At 66.4% G+C, this 25,487-nt stretch carries 18 protein-coding genes; 9 read left to right on the top strand and 9 right to left on the bottom strand.

Annotated features, from left to right (window positions below; translation table 11 throughout):
- Window positions 1-22 precede the first annotated feature (22 nt).
- Window positions 23-1,243, top strand: coding sequence for an FAD-dependent oxidoreductase (locus ACTJI5_RS05565; RefSeq protein ID WP_440859638.1), 1,221 nt, complete (start codon window positions 23-25; stop codon window positions 1,241-1,243).
- The gene (locus tag ACTJI5_RS05560; protein WP_440859637.1) at window positions 1,240-2,844 is read left to right on the top strand and encodes a phytoene desaturase family protein; all 1,605 of its coding nucleotides are present in this window, start codon (window positions 1,240-1,242) and stop codon (window positions 2,842-2,844) included. Before ACTJI5_RS05565 ends, ACTJI5_RS05560 begins: the two co-directional genes overlap by 4 nt.
- Here the strand turns inward: ACTJI5_RS05560 and ACTJI5_RS05555 are convergent.
- From ACTJI5_RS05555 to ACTJI5_RS05525, 7 genes are all read right to left on the bottom strand, one after another.
- A complete protein-coding gene (locus ACTJI5_RS05555) occupies window positions 2,806-4,128 on the bottom strand; it encodes an amino acid permease (protein WP_440859636.1) in 1,323 nt (440 codons plus the stop codon). The two genes, ACTJI5_RS05560 and ACTJI5_RS05555, sit on opposite strands and share 39 nt — an antisense overlap.
- A gap of 156 nt (window positions 4,129-4,284) precedes the next feature.
- Window positions 4,285-6,717: a TonB-dependent receptor gene (locus ACTJI5_RS05550; protein ID WP_440859635.1), complete on the bottom strand. Its 2,433-nt coding sequence runs from the start codon at window positions 6,715-6,717 to the stop codon at window positions 4,285-4,287.
- Between the two features lie 140 nt (window positions 6,718-6,857).
- A complete protein-coding gene (locus ACTJI5_RS05545) occupies window positions 6,858-8,675 on the bottom strand; it encodes a sulfotransferase (RefSeq protein ID WP_440859634.1) in 1,818 nt (605 codons plus the stop codon).
- A complete protein-coding gene (locus tag ACTJI5_RS05540) occupies window positions 8,672-8,827 on the bottom strand; it encodes a hypothetical protein (RefSeq protein WP_156419744.1) in 156 nt (51 codons plus the stop codon). Before ACTJI5_RS05540 ends, ACTJI5_RS05545 begins: the two co-directional genes overlap by 4 nt.
- 17 nt (window positions 8,828-8,844) lie before the next feature.
- The gene (locus ACTJI5_RS05535) at window positions 8,845-10,446 is read right to left on the bottom strand and encodes a DsbA family protein (protein ID WP_440859633.1); all 1,602 of its coding nucleotides are present in this window, start codon (window positions 10,444-10,446) and stop codon (window positions 8,845-8,847) included.
- Window positions 10,447-10,502: 56 nt separating this feature from the next.
- On the bottom strand, window positions 10,503-11,906 hold the full coding sequence (locus tag ACTJI5_RS05530) for a M48 family metalloprotease (protein WP_440859632.1): 1,404 nt from the start codon (window positions 11,904-11,906) through the stop codon (window positions 10,503-10,505).
- A 257-nt stretch (window positions 11,907-12,163) separates the two neighbouring features.
- On the bottom strand, window positions 12,164-14,872 hold the full coding sequence (locus tag ACTJI5_RS05525) for an Rne/Rng family ribonuclease (RefSeq protein WP_440859631.1): 2,709 nt from the start codon (window positions 14,870-14,872) through the stop codon (window positions 12,164-12,166).
- Window positions 14,873-15,517: 645 nt separating this feature from the next.
- On the opposite strand from ACTJI5_RS05525, the gene ACTJI5_RS05520 reads away from it, so the two are divergent.
- The 7 genes from ACTJI5_RS05520 (at window position 15,518) to ACTJI5_RS05490 (ending at window position 24,236) form a co-directional block, all read left to right on the top strand.
- A complete protein-coding gene (locus tag ACTJI5_RS05520; RefSeq protein ID WP_440859630.1) occupies window positions 15,518-16,462 on the top strand; it encodes an N-acetylmuramoyl-L-alanine amidase family protein in 945 nt (314 codons plus the stop codon).
- A gap of 252 nt (window positions 16,463-16,714) precedes the next feature.
- On the top strand, window positions 16,715-17,968 hold the full coding sequence (locus ACTJI5_RS05515) for a D-arabinono-1,4-lactone oxidase (RefSeq protein ID WP_440859629.1): 1,254 nt from the start codon (window positions 16,715-16,717) through the stop codon (window positions 17,966-17,968).
- On the top strand, window positions 17,965-19,110 hold the full coding sequence (locus tag ACTJI5_RS05510) for a DSD1 family PLP-dependent enzyme (protein ID WP_440859628.1): 1,146 nt from the start codon (window positions 17,965-17,967) through the stop codon (window positions 19,108-19,110). Before ACTJI5_RS05515 ends, ACTJI5_RS05510 begins: the two co-directional genes overlap by 4 nt.
- Window positions 19,107-19,730 (top strand): TetR/AcrR family transcriptional regulator, encoded by a 624-nt coding sequence (locus tag ACTJI5_RS05505; protein ID WP_440859627.1) that lies wholly within the window; start codon window positions 19,107-19,109, stop codon window positions 19,728-19,730. Before ACTJI5_RS05510 ends, ACTJI5_RS05505 begins: the two co-directional genes overlap by 4 nt.
- A gap of 62 nt (window positions 19,731-19,792) precedes the next feature.
- A complete protein-coding gene (locus ACTJI5_RS05500) occupies window positions 19,793-22,312 on the top strand; it encodes a penicillin-binding protein 1A (RefSeq protein WP_440859626.1) in 2,520 nt (839 codons plus the stop codon).
- A gap of 71 nt (window positions 22,313-22,383) precedes the next feature.
- Complete coding sequence (prfB, locus tag ACTJI5_RS05495; RefSeq protein WP_037514181.1) at window positions 22,384-23,511, top strand: peptide chain release factor 2; 1,128 nt, start codon at window positions 22,384-22,386, stop codon at window positions 23,509-23,511.
- On the top strand, window positions 23,511-24,236 hold the full coding sequence (locus ACTJI5_RS05490; protein ID WP_310250689.1) for a class I SAM-dependent methyltransferase: 726 nt from the start codon (window positions 23,511-23,513) through the stop codon (window positions 24,234-24,236). Before prfB ends, ACTJI5_RS05490 begins: the two co-directional genes overlap by 1 nt.
- 147 nt (window positions 24,237-24,383) lie before the next feature.
- Here ACTJI5_RS05490 and ACTJI5_RS05485 read toward each other — a convergent pair whose 3' ends face one another.
- A complete protein-coding gene (locus ACTJI5_RS05485) occupies window positions 24,384-24,758 on the bottom strand; it encodes a DsrE family protein (protein ID WP_058538688.1) in 375 nt (124 codons plus the stop codon).
- Window positions 24,737-25,486: a HesA/MoeB/ThiF family protein gene (locus ACTJI5_RS05480; RefSeq protein WP_440859625.1), complete on the bottom strand. Its 750-nt coding sequence runs from the start codon at window positions 25,484-25,486 to the stop codon at window positions 24,737-24,739. The genes ACTJI5_RS05485 and ACTJI5_RS05480 overlap by 22 nt, the downstream gene beginning before the upstream one ends.
- Window position 25,487: the final 1 nt, after the last annotated feature.

Genomic DNA, 25,487 nt, shown 5'->3' with positions numbered 1-25,487 from the left:
CTCGACACGAACGGAGATTGTTATGGCTGAGGTTCACCCTGTCATCATCGTTGGCGGCGGTCCCGCCGGCATGGTCGCGGGCCTGCTCTTCGCGCGCGCCGGCGTGCCCGTCACTGTGCTCGAAAAACACGCAGACTTTCTCCGCGATTTCCGCGGCGACACGGTGCATCCCTCGACGCTCGAACTGTTCCACGAGATCGGGCTGCTCGAAGAGCTGCTCAAGGAACCGCACGCCGCGATCGACACGATGACGCTCAACCTGCTCGGCGGGCATTATACGATCGCGACGATGAAGCATCTGCCCGTCGCGGCGCGCTTCGTCGCGATGATGCCGCAATGGGATCTGCTCGATTTCATTGCGGGGCAAGGCCGGAAATATCCGACCTTCGATCTGCGCATGTCGACCGAGGCGACTGGGCTCACCTGTGACGCAAACGGCCGCGTCAGCGGCGTGACGCTGGCGAGTGGCGAGACCTTGCCCGCGCGGCTCGTCATCGCCGCCGACGGCCGCCGCTCGGTGCTGCGCGACGCCGCGCAATTGCCGCTCGAAGATCTGGGCGCGCCGATGGACGTGCTGTGGTTCCGCATCCCCGTTCCCGCAGGCATGGACATGTCCGAAGTCGCGCTCGGCACGATCGACAAGGGCGGCATGGTCGTCGCCATCCCGCGCGGCGATTATTGGCAATGCGCGCAGATCATCGAAAAAGGCGGTTTCGCGCCGATCGAGGCGCGCGGGATCGCGGCCTTTCGCGACAAGATCGTTTCAATCGCTCCCGGTCTCGCCGCCGGGATCGACGCGATCCAGAGCTTCGAAGATGTGAAATTGCTCACCGTCGCGCTCGACCGGCTGACGCGCTGGTCGCGCCCCGGCCTGCTCGCGATCGGCGATGCCGCGCACGCGATGTCGCCTGTCGGCGGGGTCGGTATCAACCTCGCGGTGCAGGATGCGGTCGCGACCGCGAATATCCTCGCCGCGCCGCTTGCGGCGGGCGCCGACCCCGATCCGTTGCTCGCCAAGGTGCAGGACCGCCGCTGGACGCCGACGACGCGCATGCAGGCGATTCAGCGTTTCGCGCACCAGCGCGTCATCGAACCGATGCTGCGCGGCGAAATAACGCGCGTGCCCTTGGCCGTTCGCCTGCTCGATTCCATCCCGCTGCTGCGCCGCATCCCCGGCCGCGTCCTCGGCCTCGGCTTCGGCCGCCAGCATGTCCAATCCCCGCTTGCGAAAGAGTTTCAATGACCAAAGCCTATGACGCCCTGATTATCGGCGCCGGCCACAACGGCCTCGTCTGCGCCTTCTATCTCGCCAAGGCGGGGCTGAAGGTGCGCATCGTCGAGGCGCGCGACGTGGTCGGCGGCGCCGCGGTGACCGAGGAGTTCGCGCCGGGGTTCCGCAATTCGGTCGCGAGCTACACGGTCAGCCTGCTTCAGCCTAAGGTCATCGCCGACATGAAGCTGGCCGATCATGGCTACCGCGTGATCGAGCGGCCGATCAGCAATTTCCTGCCGCAGGAAGATGGCGGCTATCTGAAACTCGGCGGCGGGCTCGAACGCACGCAAAAGGAATTTGCGCGCTTCTCGGCGCACGACGCCGCGCGCCTCCCCGAATATTACGACATGCTCGAGGGCGTGGCCGATGTGCTGCGCGACCTCGCATTGAAATCGCCGCCAAATGTCGGCGACGGCTTCAAGACGTTGCTCGACGCCGCGCGGCAGGGGCGCGGCCTCACCAAACTCAGCCTGTCGCAGCAGCGCGACGTGCTCGAACTCTTCACCAAGTCGGCGCGCACCTTCCTCGACAGCTGGTTCGAAAGCGAAGCCGTCAAGGCGGCTTTCGGTTTCGATGCGGTCGTCGGCAACTATGCCAGCCCCGATACGCCGGGCAGCGCCTATGTTCTCCTCCATCACGTCTTCGGCGAGGTGAACGGCAAGAAGGGCGCGTGGGGCCACAGCGTCGGCGGCATGGGCGCGATCACCCAGATGATGGCGAAGGTGTGCACCCAGCTCGGCGTCGAGATCAGCCTCGAAGCGCCCGTCGCGCGCGTATTGGTCGATGGAAACAAGGCCGTCGGGGTCAAGCTGGCCAGCGGCGAGGAGATCGCCGCGGCGCGCGTCATCGCCAATGTCGGGCCCAAGCTGCTTTACGAACGGATGTTCGACGAGGGCGATATCGCGCCCGAGTTCCGGCGCCGGATCAAGGCGTTCAAGGCGGGCAGCGGCACCTTCCGCATGAATGTCGCGCTCAGCGAACTGCCGCGCTTCACCTGTCTTCCCGAACCGGGCGAGCATCATCAGTCGGGGATCATTCTCGCCCCGACGCTCGACTATATGGACCGCGCCTTCCTCGACGCGAAGCAGTACGGCTGGTCGAAGAAACCGATCGTCGAAATGCTCATCCCGTCGACCGTCGACGACAGCCTTGCGCCGCCGGGGCAGCATGTCGCGAGCCTCTTCTGCCAGCAATTCGCGCCCGAACTTCCAGACGGGCGCGACTGGGATGCCGAAGAGGGGAAGGCCGCCGATACGATCATCGACACGGTCGAAGCCCATGCCCCCGGCTTCCGCGCCTCGATCGTCGGGCGCCAGATCCTCAGCCCCAAGGGGCTCGAGCGCAAATTCGGGCTCGTCGGCGGCGACATCATGCACGGCAATATGAGCCTCGACCAGCTATGGTCGGCGCGCCCCGTGCTCGGCAACGGCGCCTATCGCGGGCCGGTGAAGGGCCTTTATATGTGCGGCGCGGGCACGCATCCCGGCGGCGGGGTCACCGGCGCGCCGGGGCATAATGCGGCGCAGGTGATCCTACGCGACCGGGGTTTCTTCGCTCCCCGATGGCGTTGAGGCTGGCGCCGATCCGCGCGTCCACCAATAGAGCGGCAGCCCCGCGACCATCAGGATCAGGCTCATCGCGCTGACGTTCAGCCCGGCGCCCCACAGCGTCCAGACCGAATAGGCGAGGCCGATGAGCGCGACCGGTATCGCCACGCGCAGGCGCAGCGCGGCGGCGGCGCAGGAGAGGTAGAGCCAGAGCGTCACCGAGGTCGACAGGATGGCCATGAAGGTGAACATCTCCGCGGTCGATTTGTTGCTGTTCAGGACAACGCACGCGGTCGCGAGGCCGCTCGCGATCAGCAGCGCGGCAACGGGCGTGCCGTGGCGGTTGGTGCGCGCGAACCATGCGGGAAACAGCCCCTGGCGCGCGAGCGTTGCCGGCAGTTCGGCCTGGATCAGTGTGAAGCCGTTCAATGCCCCGATCGCGCTGATCGCGGCAAAGGCGGCGATGAACAGCGCCGGACCGTGCCCCCAATAGGTTTCGGCGAACAGGGCGAACGGCGCGTCGGACGTCGCGACCTTGTCCGCCGGCAGCATCAGCGCGACCGCCGAACAGACGATCAGGTAGAGGATGCCCGTCGCCAGCGTGCCGATGATCGTCGCGCGCGGGATGGTGACGACCGGATCCTTGACCTTGTCGGTCGCGACGCTTGCCGATTCGAAGCCGAGCAGCGCCCATAATGTGAGGATCGCCGATCCGCTGACCGCCGTCAGCGAAAGCCCCTCGGCAGGGAAGGGCGTCGTGACGACGGGGGTCTCGCTGCCGAATGCGATCGGTATCAGGACGATTACGGTCAGCAGCGGGATCAGTTTGATGAGCAGGGTCACGATCTGGAAACGACCCGCCGCGCGCGCGCCGCGCCAGTTGATCGCGGTGACGATCCAGATCAGCGCGAGCGTCGAGAGCGCCATATGGTCGCCGAGCGCTGGCGCGAAGAGGCTGAGAAAGCTGACCGCGGCGACCGCGAGCGTCACATTGGCGGTCCACACCGACACCCAATAGGCCCAGCCGATCATGAAGCTGGGAATGCGCCCGAAGGCGAGCTGGACGAAGGCGGTCGGCCCGCTCGCCTGCGGAAAGGCGACGGTCAGCCGCGCCAAAACCACCGCGAGCGCAAGCGCGCCCGCGATCGTGATGACCCACCCTGCGACGCCGTTCCACCCGAACGGGGCAAGGCTGGCGGGGAGGAGGAACACCCCCGATCCGATCATATTGCCCATGACGAGCGCGACGCACATTGCAAGGCCGAGCTTTTGGGCCGGCCTGACGCCTGCGGTCATCTCTTCTGCCATGCGAAGCTGGTTCCCATCCTCTATCCCCGATCGCGATCGACCCGGGTGCCGATACCGTCCGATCGGGGTCTGTTCGTCCATCCCCCGCGTGGGGGATAGAGCCGAGGGGCGGCGCGATGCGCGTTGCGCGTTTGCGCCGTCCCCTCAATGGGCCGCTCAGAAGTCCTTGCTCACCTTGATGCCGATCAGGCGTGGGCGGATGACATTGTCATAGAAGACCCCGCCGCCCGGGGTCAGGCCATCGCCGTCGCCGCACACCGTCTCGCCGCACTGGACCGCGCTGTTGATCACGCCGCGGCTGTCGAACAGGTTCGTTGCGAACAGTTCGGCATCCCAGCCCTCGCCCTTCACCCCGATGCTGAAATCGGCGGTCGTATAGGCTTTGAAATTGCCGACGATGTCATTTTCAAGCGTGCGAAGGTCGGACCGCCTTTTGCCGATATGGTTGACCGCGAACTGGACGTGGCCGTCGAGGCCGCTGATCGGGAATTCATAGCGCGCGACGGCATTGCCCTTGAACTTCGCGGTGACCGGAAGGCGCGATCCCGACGGCGCGAGCAGGCTGTTGTCCGTTGTCGTGCAATCGAAATCGGCATTGGCGATGGCGCAGAAATCGCGGCGGATCGTCGCGTCGTTATAGCTGGCGCCCATCCCGAGCGAGAAGCCGCCCGAACGATAGCTGACGTCGGCTTCGACCCCGCGGATCCGCGCGATGCCCGCGTTGCGCACTTCGCTCAGCCCGTTGGCGCCGAGGAAGGACAGCTGGATATTTTTCCAATCCTGCTGATACACCGCGCCGTTGAACCGAACCGGACCGAAGCTGGTCTTCCACCCGAGCTCGTAATTGTCGAGCGTGTCCGAACCATAGGGCGGCAGCGAGCCGCGCCGGTTGATGCCGCCGGGACGGAAGCCGCGCGACCAGGTCGCATAGACCATCACATCGTCGGTGAACTTGTACGTCAGGTTCAGCTTGTGGATGAAGTCGGTTTTCTTCGTCCGTTTGTCGAGGTTGGTACACGGCGATCCGTCGACAACCGCCGGTCCCTGGCACGCATAGACCGGATTGCTGCTGTAGCCGGGGTTGCTGTAGCCGAAGAAGCCGACGAGGCTGTTATCGAACTTGTACAGGCGGCCGCCGCCGGTCAGCGTCAATTTGTCGGTGATATCGAAGCTGAGCTCGCCGAACGCGGCATAGTCGCGGTCGACGCGCAGCTGCTTGGTCAGCCAGATATTATCGACGGTGCCGGGGACCTGCAGATCGTCGGACAGGTTGTCGATGATATAATGCTGCTCGATATTGTGCGACTGGCGCTGATAGAACAGCCCGCCGATGAAGCGGATGCGCGCGTCGGCGGGCGAGGCGACGCGGATTTCGCCGAAGTTGCGGCGATAGCGGTCGATGCCCTGAATATATTGGTTCGGGCTGATCTGGTCCCCGGCATTGTCGTAAAGATAGACCGCCGATCCAAAGAGCGCGTCGTAGAAATAGGCATAATCCGAATAGTCGCTGTCGGTCAGCGTCTTGCGGCGCAGATGCCCGCCGGTGACGGTCAGGTCCCAATTGCCGATCTTGCCCTCGATCGTGAGCGCGGCCTGGATCCATTTATCGTCGCTGCGTTCGGGATTATATTGCACCGTCTGCAGGCTGCGCGTTACCGCCGACGAGCGTTCCTGCGCGAAGCTGCCATTCGCTTTCTGGATCTGGCCCATCAGCGTCGGGCGGATCGTCCAGTCGTCGTCGAGTTCGATGCCGAGCGCGAGGCGCGCGCCATAGGTGTCGACGGTGTTATAGTCCTTTTCGACCAGATCGGCGTTGTTCTGCGTGATGTCGTCGCCGGGAAGGTTGATGACCGTGTCATTCTCGCCGTCGCCATCGGTGTCGGTGTTCTGGCTGATCGGATAGACGCGGGTCCCCGCGATATTGTCGATATAGCCCGCGTCGTGGCGATACCAGCCGACGAGGCGCAGCGCCGCGCGATCGCTGATCCGGGCGTTGATGAAGCCCTCGGCAACGCCGCCGATGCCGCCGCGCGTCACGCTGTTGAGTTCGAGGCCCACCGAGCCATAGGTGCCGCTGGTGTCGGGCTTGTTGGTGACGAGCTTGATCGTGCCCGCCATCGAGCTCGCGCCATAGAGCGTGCCCTGCGGCCCCGCGAGCGCCTCGACGCGCGCGAGGTCATAGGCATGGATGTCGAGCGCGCCCTGGATGGTCGTGATCGGCATTTCGTCGAGATACGTGCCAACGGTCGGCAGCGAGGTCGAGTGATTGGCGTTCTCGCCCGACGCGACGCCGCGGAAATAGACCTGGCTGAACCCCGGCGCGAGCGTCTGGATCGTCACCGACGGCAGGAATTTGACGACGTCCTGGAATTCCTTGACCTGCAGCTCGTCGAGCCGCTCGGTCCCGATCGCAGTGATCGCGAGCGGCACATCCTGCAGATTTTCTTCGCGCTTCGACGCGGTGACGACGATATCGCGGTCGTCGTTGGTGTTGGTTTGCTGGGCCAGCGCGGTTCCCGATGTGCACAGGATCGTGCTGCCGAGCAGGAACGCGCCGCTTTTGGTCAATACTGCCGATAGTTTCCGCATGGAATCCCCCTCACATGACAGCCATGTGACGGAGCATGACGCAGCGCCGCGCAAGCGCAAGCATTGTTGGCGGCGTGCCGCGGTCGTTGGTCGAAAATGTCGTCGGCTGTTGCCGAAAGGCAACGTTTTGTCGCGTGGGCCTAGCCGAAATCGGCGGGAATAGCGGGATAGGCGCCCAGCAGGGGGCCGAGCGCCTGCTTCAGCGGATCGAGCCATTTTTCATAGGGTTGCCATTGCCCGACGCCGTCGCGATTGATCGGTTTGCGCACCTGTTCGCTCGACGCCGTGCGCACCGCGCGCGCATTGGAGTGGAACGCCATGCAGGCGGCTTCGAAGGGCTGGTCCAGAAAGGCGAGCATCGCGCGCACTTCGGCCTCGGGGTCATCGAGCAGCGCTTCGTGGATCACGCGGTGGACGCGGCCGGGCTGGACCGCGTCGATATGCGCCATCAGGCGGACATAATCGCGATAATAGCCGCCGACGTCGGCGAGGCCGTAACTGAACGCCTGCCCCTTCGCATAATGCTGGCGGAAGTTCGAAAAACAGCAGTCGAGCGGATGCCGCCGCGCGTCGATGATCTTCGCATTCGGCAGGATCAGCCGGATGAAGGCGGTGTAGAGCCAGTTGTTCGGCAGCTTGTCGATATAGAAGGGCTTGTCGGTCTTGCGCTGCACCGCGGTGCGCTGGAGGAAGGCGGCGCCCAGCTCAGCGAGCCGTTCGCGCGGCGTCTCGGCCAGCGCCTCGATCCAGCGGCGGCCGTCGTCATACGCCTCGCGGCCGAGGCCGAGCGCGAGCGCGGGGATGTCGGGCAGTTCCATCGTGCCTTCGATCGCCGAATGGCAGCTAAGGATCTGTTCGATCAGCGTCGATCCGGCGCGCGGCATGCCGAGGATGAAGATCGGGTCGGGCGCCGGATCGCCCGCGTCGGCACGCGCGGCGAAGAATTCGGGGGTGCAGGCGGCGATGATCGCGTCGACCGCCGCGCTCGTTTCGGCGGCGCGATAGCCGAGCTGGCCCGACCGGATCGCATTGCCCGCGGCATAATGGCGAAACGCGGGCTCATGTTCGGCGGCATCGTCATACGCCTTGCCGAGCGCGAAATGCAGGTGCAGCCGGTCGTCGGCGCGCGCATCGCTGTCGGGTTCGGCCGCAAGGAGGGCCGCTTCCATCGCGGCGCGGTCCTCCGCGTCAAAGCGGATCGTCTTGAGGTTCGCGAGGCTCCACCAGATTTCGCCGAGACCCGGATCGGCGGCGAGCGCGCGGCGATAGGCGGCGATGCTGTCGTCCTGCCGCCCCACGGTCTTGAGCATATGGCCATAGCTCATCCACAGCTTGGCATGATCGGGAAAACGGCGCGTCAGCTCTTCATAAAGCGCGAGCGCCTCGTCATAGCCGCCGATGCGGCCAAGCGCTGCGGCGCGCAAATTCGCGTGCGCGGGGTTGTCGGGATCGTCGCCGAGCACCGCATCGAGCGTCTCGGCGGCGTCGGCGAAGCGGTTCTGCTTGTAATAGACGGTCGCGAGATTGGCGCGCGCGGCGCCGAAACCGGGCGCAAGCTGCAGCGCGCGCGACAGCAATTTTTCGGCGTCCTCATAACGTCCGATCCGGCCCGCGACCTCGGCGAGCATGCGGATCGCCGCGACATCGGTCGCATCTTCGCGCAGCCGCTGGCGCAGCGCCCCCTCGGCATCGGGCAGCCGGTCCTCGGCGAGCGCGAGCGCGGCGTCGACCATCGCTTCATCGTGGATCGTTACGCCGACGGCGGCGAGCGACGCCGCCTGCGCTTCGGTTTCGCGGTCCAGCGCGCGCAACGCATGCGCGGCAAGCCGGTGCGCCGCCGCCGATGTCGGGACCGCCTCGATAATTGCCTGCGCCTGCGCCAGCGCGGCGCCGGGCTCGCCGCTCAGCAGGCGGCGGGCGTTGGCGAGCGCTTCATCGTGCGAGACGGTCGCGGTCATCGCGAAAATTTCGTCATTCCCGCGAAGGCGGGAATCCCGCTCTGCGGCCGGGCACCCTTCACCGAAGCTCGATTGCGAAACGACAGGAAGAAGCGGGATTCCCGCCTGCGCGGGAATGACGAGGAGGGAAATTCCGGCACCTTGTCGATCATTTCCCCCTCGATCTCCCTCAGCTTTTCGCCGCGCGGGCTTTCGCGACGGCCTGCTTCAACGCGTCGTAGCCGATCTGCCCCTGGAACAGCTGGTTGCCGACGATCCAGGTCGGGGTGGCGTTGAGCTGCAACTGGGTCGCGATCGCGAGGTTGCTGTCGAGTTCGCGCTGGAACAGCGCCTCGTTCGCGGTCGCATCGGCGGTGCCGTCGGTGACGACGCCGACCTTTTCGGCGGCCGCGGCGATCGCCGCCTTGTCGAGCGAGCCCGCCGCGAACATCGCGTGGTGGAAGGCGTCATATTTGCCCTGCCGCGCCGCGGCGAGCGCCATGATCGCGGCGTCGCGGCTTTGCGGCGCGATGATCGGCAGTTCGCGGAACACGACCTTCAGCCTTTTGTCCTCGCGGATCAGCCGGTCGACGTCGGGCACGCTCGCGCGGCAGAAACCGCACGCATAATCGGTGAACACCACCAGCGTCACATCGCCGTCGGCGTTGCCCGCCCACGCCCCGGCATAGGGTTTTTCGAGCGCGGGGCGGATCGCGTCGATCGCCTTGGCGATTTCGCCATTGCGCTGCGCTTCGAGCGCCGCGGGAATGATCTGCGGGTTCGCCTTGATATAATCGGCGACGATCGTTTCGACCTCGCTCTTGCTCATCCCGCCGCCGAAGCGGCCGCCGAGCCAGAAGACGATGGCGAGGAGCAATATGCCGCCAAGCGCCAAACCCCATGTGCGCGTTGAAACGCCGTCCATTCCCGTCCCCTTCACCTGCGGCAAGCCCTGCGCCGGCATCGCCTTGGCATTCGCGGTCTTTTTCATTGGCGGCGCAATCGGCGAGCGATCGTCGCCTTCCATCGCGCTCGCCGCCGGTGCGGGCTTCGCGACAGCCGGAATCGCGGCGTCGCCGGCGAACAGCGGCAAGTCGGGCGCGGCAGGTGCGTTCGCCTGCGCGGCAGCGGCTTCCTCGCGCGCGAGCAATTGTTCGAGCCCCGAGGGCGGCGGCGCCAGCTCCTCGCGCGGCGCGGGGCGGAGCTTGCTTGCGGCATCGCCGATGCCGTCGCGAAGACTTTCGCCACTCGCCTTGGCGATGTCGACAACGCCCGCCTTGGTCTTGCCCGCGACTTCGCCGAGTCCGCGCCCGGCCTCGCTCGATAGCTTCCGGGCCTTGTCGCCGAGCGCCATCTTCTCCCACGCCTCGCCGCTCGCCTTGGCGGCGGCGCGGCCGGCCTGCGCCGATCCGCGCCCGGCCGCGCGCGCGGCGCGCGCGGTCAGCGCACCCGTCTTTGCCGCGAGTGCGCGTGAGCGGCGCGGAATTTCCATCGCTTCGACGCGCGCCGGAATGTCGGCGCGGTCGCCGACACGGATCGTCCAGTCGGCAAAGGCTTCGGCGCCGCTCTGGATACGGTCCCACAGGTTCGCCGCGCCGGCCTTGATCGCCTCGGGCTTCACCAGCGGATCGCGCGGCTTTTCGGGGGCGCTGTATCGCGCAAGGTCGATGCCGACCGGGGGTTCGTCCTTCGGCTTCGCTAATCCTTCGCCCGGCGCCGGCGCACCGCCTGTCGGCGTCGGCGCGGGGTCGCGCAGCCATGGCTGGTAATAATCGTCTTTTTTATCAGTCACTTATCGCCCTCGAGCATCACGGAAATGCGACGCGTCGCCCCTGTCTTCACCCGAAACTAACGCCGTTTGCGCTCGCGTTCCACCTCGGCGCGAGCCACCAACGAAATATCCTGTGCACGGATCCAGTCGGGCGAGCCTTGGGGCAAACCCTGCATCGCCATTTCGGCATTACGCAGCGCAAGCCCCGACTGTCCACCCTCAAGACTGTAGCGTTCGGCCGAGGCGAGCGCCGCGCGCGCCTGATCGCCCTTGTTCGCATAGACGATTCCGAGCTGATACCAGGCGAACGGGTTCTGATTGTCGAGCGCGACCGCGGTTTTCAGCACCTCTTCGGCTTCGGCATAATTCGCCGGATCCTCGGTCGCGATCAGTGCATGGCCCAGCGTCGCGCTGATCAACGGCTGCGACCGCGACAGGCTGACCGCCTTGCGCAGCGCCGGGATCGCTTCCTTGGGCCGGCCCGATTCGAGCAGCACCTGGCCCTCAAGCTCGAGGAAATAGGGATCGCTCGGGTTGCTCGCGAGCAGACCCTCGACTTCGGTCAGCGCCTTTTGCGGATAGGCGCTTTTGTGCCACGCATAGGCGCGGGCATAGCGCGCCGGAATGCTGCTGTTGCTTTCGGGGAATTTGCGCAGCGTCCGCTCGGGCTCGGCCATATAGCCCGACAGCTTCGCCTTGATGCGCTGGAAGCGCGCCTCGATTTTCGGGTCGGCGGGCTTTTCCCATGCCGGATCGATGACATAGACTTCGCGCAGCGTCTGGATGCGGTCGCCCGACATCGGGTGCGTGCGGCCGTAAGCCTGATCATCGTCCTGCTTGACCCCATAGCGGAATTCGAGATTCTGCAGTTTCTTGAAAAAGGCGAGGCTGCCGCGGCCGCTGATCCCGGCCTTCGACAGATATTGCGCGCCCGCGGCGTCGGCGGTCGATTCCTGGACGCGGCTGAACGCGAGGAACTTGCCGAGCGCGGCCTGCTGGCCCGCCATCATGACGCCCATGCCCGCCTCGCCCGCGCCCGCCGCGATCGCCGCGGCGCCGAGCAACAGGCTGAGCAGCGAGATACCCGTCGCGGTCTTGGCGCCTTCGTTGACCCGGATCGCGTGGCCGCCCATCACATGGCCGAGTTCGTGCGCGAGCACGCCCTGCACCTCTTCGGCGCTGTCGGCGGCCTCGATCAGCCCGCTGAAGACATAGATGTCCTGACTGCCGGCGACAAAGGCGTTGATGCTGCGGTCGCCGAGCAGGTGCACACGCACCTGTCCGGGCCTGAGCCCCGCGGCGACGAGCAGCGGGTCCATCATGTCCTGGAACAAAGCTTCGGTTTCGGCGTCGCGCAGGATCGACTGCGCCGCTGCCGGGCGCAGCGCGATGGCGCACATCGCAAGCAATGTCAGCGCGATACGGAAAATGGAGCGCAGCTTTTGCGCCCCGAACGCGGGCTGCGGCGGGAGAGCGGTCATCCCCGCCTCTCTTGCGCCGCGCGCCTGAACCCCGAGTGAAGCCATGCGGGCTTATTGGGGATCAGTGCGCGCGGACGCAAGGTCAGCTTGCAATTTCTACGACGGGTGGCCGCGCGTTTGAGAATCAGGAGCGGTCTGCGAAGTCCGCGTGCCCCCGCGAAGGCGGGGGCCCATCACCGGTGGGTGCTATTTCGAGCCATCAGGAGATGGGTCCCCGCCTTCGCGGGGACACACGGCATCTTACTCAGTGCTGGGCATCAATTGCCAAACGTACGCTGCCACCAGCCGCGGCGCGGTTCGCCGTCGGGGCCTTCGCCCTCGCCGTCGGCATCGGCCGCAACCGGTTCGGCTTCGCCGGCGGTCGCGGGCTGCGCTGCCGCCTCGGCGGCGACGGCCTTTTTCGCGCGGCTCGCACGCTTCTTGGGTGCGGGCTTGGCGGGTTCGGCTTCGGCTTCCGCTTCAACCGGAGCTTCGGCAGCGGGTGCTTCGACGGCGGGCGCTTCGACGGTCGGCGCCTCGGCGGCATCCGCAGCCTCGGCTTCGGCGGCCGCAGCAGCCTTGGTCTTGCGCGGCGCGCGCTTGCGCTTCGGTTTTTCCTCGGCGATCGGCGCTTCTTCGGCAACCGGTTCGGCGGCTTCGACCGTCTCTACCGGAGCGACTTCAGCTTCGACCGCAGCGTCGTCGGTCGTCTCCACCGCATCGGCCTTCTTGCGGCCGCGTCCGCCACGGCGGCGGCGCGGTTTGGCTTCGGCTTCCTCGGCATCCACGTCGGGGGCAGCCTCGACGGCTTCGGCCGGTGCGGCCTCGCCTTCGTCGGCCTCGGCGCTGTCGCCTTCGCGATCGTCGCCGCCTTCACCGCCCTCGGCGATTTCATTGCCTTCGTCGTCGCGGCGACCGCGGCGGCCACGGCGGCGGCGGCGGCGGCGCTTGCGGCCTTCGCCGTCGGCATCGCCTTCCTCGCGGTCGCGCGTACCTTCTTCGCGGTCACGCGAACGCGCCGGACGCTCTTCGGCGGCCTCTTCTTCGGCTTCTTCTTCCTCGTCCTCGGGATAGTCTTCGTCGTCGTCATCTTCGATCGGTGCGATCGGGGCGAAGCTGCGGCGCGCGATCGGCGGCGGACCGCTGACCTCGACCGCCATGCGCGCGCCTTCGGTCTCGCCGTCGGGCAGGATTTCGACCGTCACGCCGTAAAGCTCTTCGATCTCGCGCAGTTCGCGGCGCTTTTCGTTGAGGAGGTAGAAGGTCGCTTCCTGGCTGGCGCGCAGAGTGATCTTGTTGCCCTTGCCGCGTGCGGCTTCCTCTTCGATCAGGCGCAGCGCGCTGAGTCCCGCCGACGAGGCGGTACGGACGAGGCCGGTGCCTTCGCAATGCGGGCAGGGGCGCGTCGACGCTTCAAGCACGCCGGTGCGCAGGCGCTGGCGGCTCATCTCCATCAGGCCGAAGCCCGAGATGCGACCGACCTGGATGCGCGCGCGGTCGTTCTTGAGCGCATCCTTCATCGCGCGCTCGACCTTGCGGACGTTCGAGCCATGATCCATGTCGATGAAGTCGATCACGACGAGCCCGGCCATGTCGCGCAGGCGCAGCTGGCGCGCGATTTCGGCCGCGGCTTCCAGGTTGGTGCTGAGCGCGGTCTGCTCGATATTATGCTCGCGCGTCGAGCGGCCCGAGTTGATGTCGATCGACACCAAGGCCTCGGTCGGGTTGATGACCAGATAGCCGCCCGATTTCAGCTGGACGACGGGATTGAGCATCCCCGCGAGCTGATCCTCGACGCCGTAGCGCTGATAGAGCGAGACGGGGTCGGCATATTGCTTCACGCGCCGCGCGTGGCTGGGCATCAGCAGCTTCATGAACTGCTTCGCAGCCTTGTAGCCGTCGTCGCCCTCGACGAGCACTTCCTCGATGTCTTTATGATAGATGTCGCGGATCGCGCGCTTCACCAGGTCGCTGTCCGAATGGATCAGCGCCGGTGCCGAGCTGCCCAGCGTATTTTCGCGGATCTCGTCCCACAGGCGCGCGAGATAGTCGAAGTCGCGTTTGATCTCGACCTTGGTGCGGCTCATCCCTGCGGTGCGGACGATGCAGCCCATCGTCGGCGGCAGCGCGAGCTCGTCGATCATCGCCTTCAGCTTGCGGCGATCGGCGCCGTTCGAAATCTTCCGGCTGATGCCGCCACCGTGCATCGTGTTCGGCATCAGCACGCAATAACGGCCGGCGAGCGACAAATAGGTGGTGAGCGCGGCGCCCTTGTTGCCGCGTTCTTCCTTGACGACCTGGACCAGCATCACCTGACGGCGACGGATAACGTCCTGGATCTTGTAACGGCGGCGCAGCGACATACGGTTCTCGCCGTCTTCGTCGTCGCCCCGGCGGCTGCGTCCGCGGCCGCCCTTGCGATTATTGTTTCCGCGTCCGCGCCCGCGGCCCCGGCGATCGCCGCGGCCATCCTTATTTTCCTCGGAGCCCTCGGCGCCCTCTTCGGCGTCGCCATTTTCGGCATCGCCATTGTCGTCGCGATCATCATGGTCATCGTGCCCATCGTCGTGATCGTCACGGTCATCGTCGCGATCGCCGCGATTGTCGCCATTATCGTCCTCGTCGTGATATTCGACGTCGGCGACATCGCCTTCGAGCTCGTCGAGGTCTTCCTCGGCGCGCTGCGCGGCGGCGGCGGCATGTTCGGCCTCTTCGCGCAGCAGCGCGTCGCGGTCTTCCTTCGGAATCTGGTAATAATCGGGGTGGATTTCGCTGAACGCGAGGAAGCCGTGGCGATTGCCGCCATATTCGACGAACGCCGCCTGAAGCGACGGTTCGACGCGGGTAACCTTGGCCAGATAGATATTGCCCTTGAGCTGCTTGTGCTCGGCGGACTCGAAATCAAACTCCTCGATTCGGTTGCCCTTGGTGACGGCGACCCGGGTTTCTTCCCGGTGCCGCGCGTCGATCAACATGCGCGTGGTCATTAGATACACTCCAAGCGCGCCTCAGCGCGCCATCAAAAAATCCCGCGAACCTGCCCGAGGGCGGGCCGCGGCGGATACGGGTGAAAAGAAAAAAGACGTTATTGCCGAAAGGAGCCTGCGTCCGGTCCTGGACGCGCATGCGGTCTTCAAATCCGGCGACGGCCGGGGCGAAAGCGCCCGCGTCGCGGAGTGAAGAGGGCATGGCAAGCCTCATGCGGCATCAACCTGTTACGGGATGAGCGGGCGGGCAGGGCGGGCGTGATGCGCACGCCCCGACTGTCCGGTCAACCGGGTGGACTGGCGGCAGGTCGCCCTTCCCCGTAAGTCCGGCGCCAAGGCGGCCATGTTCCGCATATTCGCGGAGCAGGCCCTCCCCTCAAAAGGCCGGACGGCACCGGGAACGACACCGTCAGTGAGGGCGTGCTAGCATCGGCATGTGCCGACGGCAACCACAACCACCGTACAAAGATAGGATGGCGCCGGGGTGTTGCAATTATGCACGCCGTATCAAACGTCATTATTCGGCAGTTAACCGGCCTTTCACGCCTCACGGATAACGATATCTTCACCATGTTTTGCGGCCGGGGGCGCCATGTTTCGAATAAGCGCTGGACCATCGCGCGCATCGGGCGGCATAGACGCCCCATGAGCCCGCTGCTCGTCCTGCTTGGCATGATTGCGACCCCGGCGCCGGCGCTGACGGGGCAGGCGGACGCGAGCCCGATCGGCGATTCGGTAAATCGGTTCGAACGCACATCGCGCGGCCTGCGCCCCCAATTGCAGTCGCCCGCCCAGTTCCGCGCCAAACGGCCCGAAAAACGTTACAGCGTCACCGTCCCGATCGGCAAACCGAAGCCTTCGGTGGCGCTGCCGCGCATCGAGGGGCCGGCGAACAGCCGCCTGCCGCTCGTCGTGATCGACGCGGGGCACGGCGGGCACGACCCCGGCGCAATCAGCCCGCACAGCGGCAAGCGCGAAAAGGACATTACCCTCGCGCTCGCGCGTGCGATCCGCGACGACCTGCTCGCCTCGGGCCGCGTGCGCGTTGCGCTGACGCGCGCGGACGACCGTTTCCTGGTGCTCGAGGAACGCTATGGCATCGCGCGGCGGCTGAAGGCCGATCTGTTCATCTCGGTGCACGCCGATGCCGCCGAGAATCAGCAGGCCAGCGGTGCCTCGATCTACACGCTGTCCGAAGTCGCCTCCGACCGCGAGGCGGCGCGGCTTGCCGCGCGCGAGAACAAGGCGAATGTCATCAATGGCGTCGATCTCGGCGCACACAGCGGCGATGTGTCGGCGATCCTGCTTGACCTCACCCAGCGCGAGACGATGAATGTCGCGTCGGATTTCGCGCGGCTGCTCCAGCGCGAGGCGTCGGGCGACGTCAAATTCCGCACCACAGCGCACCGCTTCGCCTCGTTCATCGTGCTGAAGGCGCCCGATACCCCCTCGGTCCTTTTCGAAACCGGCTTCATCTCGAACAAGGAAGATGGCGAATTCCTCGCCTCGTCCGCAGGCCAGAAAAAGGTCGCGCGCGGGGTGCGCGACGCGGTGCAGATCCATTTTGCGCGGCGGATCACGGCACGTTGAGCGACGCTTCACGCCAATTGGTAGGTTGGCGTCGATGTCTGTTGCGGGGTGGGGAGTCGCGACCCCCTCTCGTCATCCCGGGCTTGACCCGGGATCCCGCTTTTTGGAGCATCGACCAGCTTGGGTTTCAAGCGGGACCCCGGATCAAGTCCGGGGTGACGATGAAAGAGAAGGTCCGCGACTGGTAAAATATAGTCTTGACTAACTTTGCTGCGGCGCACAGCTTCGCCGCGCTCGCTGCGGGAGAGAAGCATGGCGTGGAGCAACTGGTCGGGCAGCGTCACCGCGAATGGACAGGTCGCGCGCCCGCAAAGCGAGGATGAGCTGGCGGCGCTCGTTCGCAGCGCGAACCGGCTGCGCGTCACCGGCGCGGGGCACAGTTTCATGCCGCTCTGCGAATCGGCCGAGCTCATCGTCAGCCTCGACGATATGGCGGGTGCGATCCATATCGCCGCCGACCGCCGGACCGCGCGCATCCCGGCGGGCTGGAGCATCCGCCGGCTGACCGCTGCGCTGTGGGACGAGGGGCTGGCGCTCGCCAACCAGGGCGACGTCAATCCGCAGTCGCTAGCCGGCGCAATGGCGACGGGGACGCATGGCACCGGCGTCGACCTCGGCTCGCTCGCGACTTTTGCACGCGGTTTCCGCCTCGTCGGCGCCGATGGTGAGGCGCATTGGTGTGATGCCGACACCAACGCCGATCTTTATCAGGCGCAGCGTCTGTCGCTGGGGCTGTTCGGCGTGGCGACAGAAATCGAGGTCGCGGTCGTCCCCGCCTTCCACCTCGCCGAACGCATCGAAAAGCGCCGCTGGGCCGAGATTCGCGAAAGCTATGACGAGCTGGCGCAGCGGCACCGCCATATCGAATTCTGGTTCTTTCCGTACAGCGACCATGTGATCCTGAAGACACTCGACCTATGCGACCCGTGCGACCCGCCGCCGAGTACGACCGACATGGAGGAGGCGACCTTTCGCCGCATCCTCGACATTTCGGCGCGGCTGCCGTTCCTCACCCCTTTTCTTCAGCGCCTGATGATGAAAAGCGGCATTTCGGGCCGGCGCCGCGGCCCCGCGCACGCCATTTTCCCGTCCGACCGGACGCTGCGGTTCGAGGAGATGGAATATGAAATGCCGCGCGCCGCCGGGCTTGATACGCTGGACGAAGTCGTCGGCTGGATCCGCAAGAAACGGCTGCCTGTGACCTTTCCTTTCGAATATCGCACCGTTGCTGCCGACGATATCTGGATGAGCCCGATGAACGCCGGGCCGGTCGCCGCGATCTCGATGCACCAATATGCGAAAATGCCCTGGGCGGCCCTTTTCACCGATGCAGAGGCGATCTTTCGCGGCGCCGGTGGGCGCCCGCACTGGGCGAAGCGCCACAGGCTGAGCCGTGCCGACGTCGCGGCGCTTTACCCGATGGCGGCGCGCTATACAGCGGTGCGCCGCGCCGCCGACCCGCACGGCAAATTCCTCAATCCGCATCTGGAGACATTGTTCGCATGACGACCGACCGTGAATTGCACGACCATCTGATCGGCCGGCAGGGTTCGCGCGCCGACCTCAACACGCCGGTGCTTGTCCTCGATGTCGACGCCCTCGACCGCAATATTCAGCGCATGGCCGCGCTCACGGCGCAGCACGGCGTCGCGCTGCGCCCGCATGCCAAGACGCATAAGAGCGTCGACATCGCCAAGCGCCAGCTCGCGGCAGGCGCGGTCGGCGTTTGCTGCGCCAAGATCGGCGAGGCCGAGGTGCTCGCCGAGGGCGGGGTGACCGGCATCCTCATCACCTCGCCCGTTGCCGCTCCCGCCGCGATCGAGCGGCTGGCGAAACTCGCGGTCACCGACGACGGGCTGATGGCGGTCGTCGATCATCCGGGCGTTGCCGAGCGCATCGACGCGGCGCTGGCGGCAGCGGGCGCGAAGCTCGACGTGATCATCGACATCGACCCCGGCATCGCGCGCACCGGCGTCGCGTCGGCCGAGGCAGCCGTGGCCTTGGCGAAGACCATCGCCGCATCGCCGCACCTCGAATATCGCGGCGTGCAATTTTACTGCGGGTCGCAGCAGCATATCGAAAGCTACGCCGAGCGCCGCGCCGCGATCGTCGAACGCACCGCCTATCTGCAGGCGGTGATCGCTGCGCTGACCGAAGCCGGTTTCGCGCCCGCGATCATCACCGGGTCGGGCACCGGCACGCACCGGATCGACCTCGAGCTCGGCGTCTTCACCGAATTGCAGGCGGGTTCCTATGTCTTCATGGACAAGCAATATCTCGACTGCGACATCGCCGATGGCGCCGAACCGCCGTTCGAGGTTTCGCTGTCGGTCGACGCGCGCGTCGTCAGCGCCAACCACAGCGGGCTCGTCACAATCGATGCCGGATACAAGTCGCTGTCGACCGATGGCGGCGTCGCTGTGGTGCAGCGCGGAACGCCCGAAACCGCCTTTTTCGCCTTCATGGGCGACGAGCATGCCGCGCTGATCGCGGCTGACATCGGCAGCGCGCTCGCCCCCGGCGATCCGGTCAGCCTGACCGTGCCGCACTGCGACCCGACGGTGAACCTCTATGATTTCTATCATATCGTCGCGGGCGACACGCTCGTCGACATCTGGCCAGTCAGCGCGCGCGGCCGGGCGCGGTGATCGCCGCCGCCCGCCAGCCGCCGAAGCAGGATCGCGCGCGGCAGACGCAGGGACGCCTGCTCGATGTCGCGGGCGAATTGCTCGCCGAGGTCGGGCTCGAGCGGATTTCGACCAACATGATCGCCGCGCGCGCCGGGCTGACCCCGCCCGCGCTCTATCGTTATTTCGACGACAAATATGCGGTGATCGAGGCGCTCGGGCGGCGGCTGATGGAGCGTCAGAACGATGTGCTCGAACACTGGATCGCGCGTCATGCGCCCGCGGGGGTCGCGGGCATGGCCGATCATATCGGCGACCTGCTGGCCGAAAATGCCGCGGTGACGCGCGCCGAACCGGGGGCGGTGTGGATCTTGCGTGCGCTGCACGCGACTCCGCGCCTCGTGCATGTCCGGCTCGAATCGCATCGCCATGTGACCGGCCGGCTCGCCGATGCCTGCACGCCGCACCTTCCTGGCATCGAGCGCAAAATACTCTGGTCGAGGCTGCGGCTGGCGGTCGAGCTTGGCTTTGCCGCCGACGAAATGCTGTATGAGGAAGACCGCGTTTCGGCGGGCGCGGTGCACGCCGAAGTGGCCGCGATGCTGCGTTCGGCGTTGCTCGACCTGACCCGAAGCGCATAGTCGCGCACCTCGCCGCAAGCACGCTTCCCTTTCGTCGACACAGGCTTTAGAGGCGGGGACATATGGCCGCTGACAGTCCGCCCGATTTCCGCTTGCGCCTGCGCCGCGACAGCAATGCCGTCATCGCATGGCTGAGCGATATGTGGACGCGGCGCTGGTTCCGCTGGCTCGGCTATCTCGCGCTCGCGGGCGTTCTCTTTCTTGCGCTGATCTGGGTGGTTTTCGCGCGCGACCTGCCGTCGGTCGACCAGCTTCGCGACTATGAACCGCCGCTGCCGACGATGGTCCGCGACGGCGAGGGCAAGCCGGTGCACAGCTATGCCCGCGAACGCCGCGTCCAGCTCGAATATAGCGAATATCCCCAGCTTCTTGTGCGCAGCTTCCTCGCGGCCGAGGACAAGACCTTCTTCAGCCACGGCGGCATCGACTATCCGGGGATCGCCTCGGCGATCGTCACCAATCTGACGAACAGCGGCCGCCCCATCGGTGCGTCGACGATCACCCAGCAGGTCGCGAAGAACCTGCTGCTCACGAACGAGCTCAGCTATCGCCGCAAGGTGCGCGAGGCGATCCTCGCGATGCGCATCGAGGATGCGCTGACCAAGGAACAGATTCTCGAGCTGTATCTCAACGAAATCCCGCTCGGCCGCCGCAGCTTTGGCGTGCAGGCGGCGAGCCGCGCCTATTTCGACAAGGATGTCGACCAGCTCCAGCTGCACGAGATGGCCTTCCTCGCGATCCTGCCCAAGGCGCCCGAGAAATACGGCCGCGCGCGCTTTGAGCGCGAGGCGCTGGCGCGGCGCAATTTCGTGCTCGGGTCGATGCAGGACAATGGCTGGATCAGCACCGCGCAGCGCGACGCGGCGCGCGCGATGCCGCTCGGCCTCACCAACACGGGCAACACCGCGATCGCGCAGGTCGGCGGCTATTATATGGAAGAGGTGCGGCGCCAGCTGATCGCCGAATTCGGCGAAACCGCCGACAAGGGTCCGCACAGCGTCTATGCCGGCGGCCTCTGGGTGCGCACGCCCTATGACGGCAAGATGCAGCAAGGCGCGACGATGGCGCTGCGCAAGGGGCTGCAGCGCTACGACGCGGGCAAGGGCTGGTCGGGGCCGATCGCGACGATCGAGGCCGACGACCAGTGGCAGAGCCGCCTCGCGTCGAGCTTCATCGGCATCGATTACGACAATTGGCGCGTCGCCGCGGTGCTGTCGAAGTCGGCGGGCGCGGCGCGGATCGGCTTTTCCAACGGCGACACGGGCACGCTGCCCGCGAGCGCCGCGACGATGGGCTATCGCAAGACCGGCGGCAGCGCTTTCTCCGCAATGCGCCCCGGCCAGCTGATCGTCGTCAAATCGACCGGCGGCAGCAGCTATGCGCTGCGCAACATTCCCGAAGTCTCGGGCGGCATGGTCGTCGAAAGCCCGCATTCGGGCCGCATCTACGCGATGCAGGGCGGCTTCGACGTCCGCCTGTCGCCCTTCAATCGCGCGACGCAGGCCGAACGTCAGCCGGGTTCGACGATCAAGCCCTTCGTCTATGCCGCCGCGCTCGACAATGGCATGACCCCCGCGACGATGATCGTCGACGGGCCCTTCTGCGTCTATCAGGGCGCGAGCCTCGGCAACAAATGCTTCCGCAACTTCGGCGGCGCGGGCGGGTCGGGTGAGCATACGATGCGCTGGGGTCTCGAACAGTCGCGCAACCTGATGACGGTGCGCACCGCGAGCCAGGTCGGCATGGAGCCGGTGGTCGAAACGATCCAGACGATGGGCATCGGCAAGCACGAACCCTATCTCTCGACCGCGCTCGGCGCCGGGACGACGACGGTTGAAAAGATCACCAATGCGTACGCGATGCTCGCCAACCACGGCCGCGCGCTGAAACCGCGCGTGATCGACTATGCGCAGGACCGCCGCGGCAAGGTGGTCTTCCCCGCCAATTGGAAACCGTGCGAGGGCTGCAATAAGAAGGATTGGGACGGCCGGCCGATGCCGCGCTTCGCGAGGTCGGGCAAGCAGCTGATGGACCCGATCACCGCCTATCAGGTCGTGCATATGCTCGAAGGCGTCGTCCAGCGCGGCACCGCGGTGCGGCTGCGTGACTTGGGCGTGCCGCTGTTCGGCAAGACCGGCACGACGTCGGGCCCGAACGATGTGTGGTTCGTCGGCGGCACCCCCGACGTGATCGCGGGCATGTATATCGGTTTTGACCAGCCGCGCAGCATGGGCGGTTATGCGCAGGGCGGCAGCTATGCCGCGCCGATCTTCAAGGATTTCGCGCTCGCCGCGCTCGCCGATCGCCAGCCGATTCCCTTCTCGGCGCCGAAGGGCGTGCGCATGGTCCGCATCGACCGTCAGTCGGGGCGCCGGGTCTATGGCAGCTGGCCGGGGACCGACCCGAAGGCGTCGATCATCTGGGAAGCCTTCAAGCCCGAAAGCGAACCGCGCCGCACGATCCGCGAAGAGGAAATCAAGCCGATCAAGACGCAGCGGCGGGCGACCGGCGGCGCGTCGCAAAAGGGATCGACCGGCCGCACCGACAGCGACTTCCTCGACGACCGCGGCGGCATTATCTGACGGCTTGGACCACCTTCCCCTGCGGCGCTTGAAGCCGTAAGGCGGGATCAACATATTTCAGGAGCAAGGACATGCGCGCCGAAGCGCAGGATCATATCGACAAGATTGGCGCCGCGCTGGCGCTGCTGCGCCGCTTTCTCGACTGGGACCGCGCGGTGCGGCGGCTCGACGAACTCAATGCGAAGGTCGAGGACCCGACGCTGTGGAACGACGCCAAGGCCGCGCAAGAGGTGATGCGCGAACGTCGCCGCCTCGACGAGGCGATCACCGCGACGCGTGCGATCGAAACCGAATGCGCCGATACCGCCGAGCTGATCGAGCTTGCCGAGATGGAAGGCGACGAGGCGATGGTCGACGAGGCCGTCGCGTCGCTTGGCGTGCTCGCCGCGCGCGCCGAAGAGGACAAGATCAAAGCCTTGCTCGCGGGCGAGGCCGACGCCAACGACGCCTATATCGAAGTCCATGCGGGCGCCGGCGGCACCGAAAGCCAGGACTGGGCCGAAATGCTCCAGCGCATGTACAGCCGCTGGGCCGAAAAGCGCGGGCTGAAGGTTGAGCTGGTCGAATATCAGGCGGGCGAACAGGCGGGCATCAAATCGGCGACGATGCTGGTGAAAGGCGAAAACGCCTATGGCTATGCCAAGACCGAAAGCGGCGTCCACCGCCTCGTGCGCATCTCGCCCTATGACAGCTCGGCGCGGCGCCACACCAGCTTTTCGAGCGTCTGGGTCTATCCGGTGATCGACGATAATATCGATATCGAGATCAACGAAGGCGACCTCAAGATCGACACCTATCGCGCCTCGGGCGCGGGCGGCCAGCACGTCAACACGACCGATTCGGCGGTGCGCATCACGCATATCCCGACCGGCATCGTCGTCGCGAGCCAGAACGACCGCTCGCAGCACAAGAACCGCGCGACCGCGATGGGGATGCTGAAGGCGCGGATGTACGAAGCCGAGCTCCAGAAGCGCGAGGCCGCGGCGTCGGGCGAATATCAGGCGAAGACCGAGATCGGCTGGGGCCACCAGATCCGCTCCTATGTCCTCCAGCCCTATCAGCTGGTGAAGGACCTGCGCACCGGCGTGACCTCGACCGCACCGTCCGACGTGCTCGACGGCGCGCTCGACCCCTTCATGGCGGCGGCGCTGTCGCAGAAGGTGACGGGCGAGAAGGTCGAAGTGGAAGATATCGACTGATGAAGCGCGTCGCCGCTCTTGCCGCGCTGGCGATGTTGCCGCTGCTCGGCAGCTGCGATGACGCGCCGTGGGACGATGGCAGCGACCGCGCCGAGACCGCGCGCGAATTCCCGCCCGCCGACCGGCCGGTCGCGCCGACCGTCTCGACCAAATGGTCGACCGAGGAGGCGCGCGACCGCGTCAACGAGGCCGAGGATGTCATGAACTCGGCCGACGTGCGGCCCGGCATGACCGTCGCCGACATCGGCGCGGGCGACGGCTATTATACGGTGCGCCTCGCGCAGCGCGTCGGCGTCGGCGGGCGCGTGCTCGCGCAGGACATCATTCCCGAGGTGATCGAGCGGCTCGCCGATCGCGTCGCGCGCGAGCGGCTCGACAATGTCTCGCTGAAACTCGGTGCGGTCGACGATCCGCGCCTGCCCGCCGCGAGCTTCGACCGCGTGTTCATGGTCCATATGTATCACGAGATCGGCGAACCTTACGCCTTTCTGTGGCGGCTGCGGCCGGCGCTGCGCAAGGGCGGGCAGGTGCTCGTCGTCGACGGCGACCGCCCGATCGCGCAGCACGGCACGCCTTTCCGCCTGCTCGTCTGCGAGTTCGAGGCGGTGGGCTACAAGCTCGTCTCCTACGACGACAAGCAGCATGCCGGGGGCTACCTCGCACGCTTCGAGCCCGAAGGCAGGCGTCCCGAGCCCGATGCGATCAAGGTCTGCGATAATCCGTGACGCTTTGATCCTCCCTGCGGCGAAGCCGTGGGGAGGGGGACCGCCGCCGTAGCGGTGGTGGAGCGGCAGCGACGTCGCGCCATTAGCCCCTCCGTCAGCGCTTCGCGCTGCCACCTCCCCATGCCTTCGGCACAGGGAGGATCCAGATCAATAAACGATCAGCCGGTCCTCGGCGCCGACCTCGGCGAGAAAGCTGACCAGTCCCGCAGCGCGAACATGCGGTACGAGTTCGGTTGCCGCGATGCCGACGAGCGCCATGCCCGACTGGCAGACGAAAAGGTCGACCTCCATCGCGATCGCTTCTTCGACGAGCCAGGCGAGATCGGGCTGTCCCGCGGCGCGGCGCGCTTCGTCGCCTGAAAAGGACACAGGATCGCGCAACAGCGCCGCGGCCTCGCCTTGCAGGAAGATCCGCACCGGCCGGCCCAGCGCCGCCGCCGCCATCCCCGCTTCGAGCGCGGCATAGAGCCGCCGCCCCTCGGCGACCGCGACGATGATGTTCAGGCTCGGCAGACCGGGCATAGCGGATCCTTCGGTACGCCGACCTCGCGCCAGCGCCTGTCGAGCATATCGACGATCGCGAGCCGGCCGGTCAAGGACGACCCAAGGCCGGTGAGCGCGCGCACCGTCTCGAGCGCCGCCATCGTGCCGATCATCCCCGCGAGCGCGCCCATCACGCCGGTTTCGGCGCAATTAATGCCTTCGCGGTCGGGATCGGAGCCGACCAGGCACGCATAGCAGGCGCACTCCGCGCGCCAGCCTTCGTAGAGCGCGACCTGCCCCTCGAAGGCGCCGATCGCGGCGCTGAGCAGCGGAATGTGCAGCGCGACGGCGGCGCGGTTCACGGCGAGCCGCGTGCCGAAATTGTCGCAGCCGTCGAGGATCAGGCTTGCGCCCGCCAGCAGCGCCTCGGCGTTGCTCGAATCGAGCCTTTCGGCGACCGCGATGGCATCGACATGCGGGTTGATCCGCCGCGCCGCGCTGGCCGCAACATCGGCCTTGCGCGCGCCGATATCGGCATCGGTGAACAGCGGCTGCCGCTGCAGGTTCGACAGCTCGATCACGTCATGATCGATGATCGAGAGCTTGCCCACGCCCGCCGCCGCCAGATAGGTGATCGCCGGACAGCCGATCCCGCCTGCGCCGATCACCGCGACATGCGCGCCCTTCAGCTTCGCCTGTCCCGCGCCGCCAAAGGCCGGCAGGATGATCTGGCGGGCATAGCGGTCGAGTTCGGCGTCGCTGAGCAAT

The organism is Sphingopyxis sp. 22461 (genome assembly GCF_052044915.1).
Taxonomy (GTDB): domain Bacteria; phylum Pseudomonadota; class Alphaproteobacteria; order Sphingomonadales; family Sphingomonadaceae; genus Sphingopyxis.
Note: the sequence above shows the minus strand (reverse complement) of the source record. Positions and strands in the feature narration are given on the sequence as shown.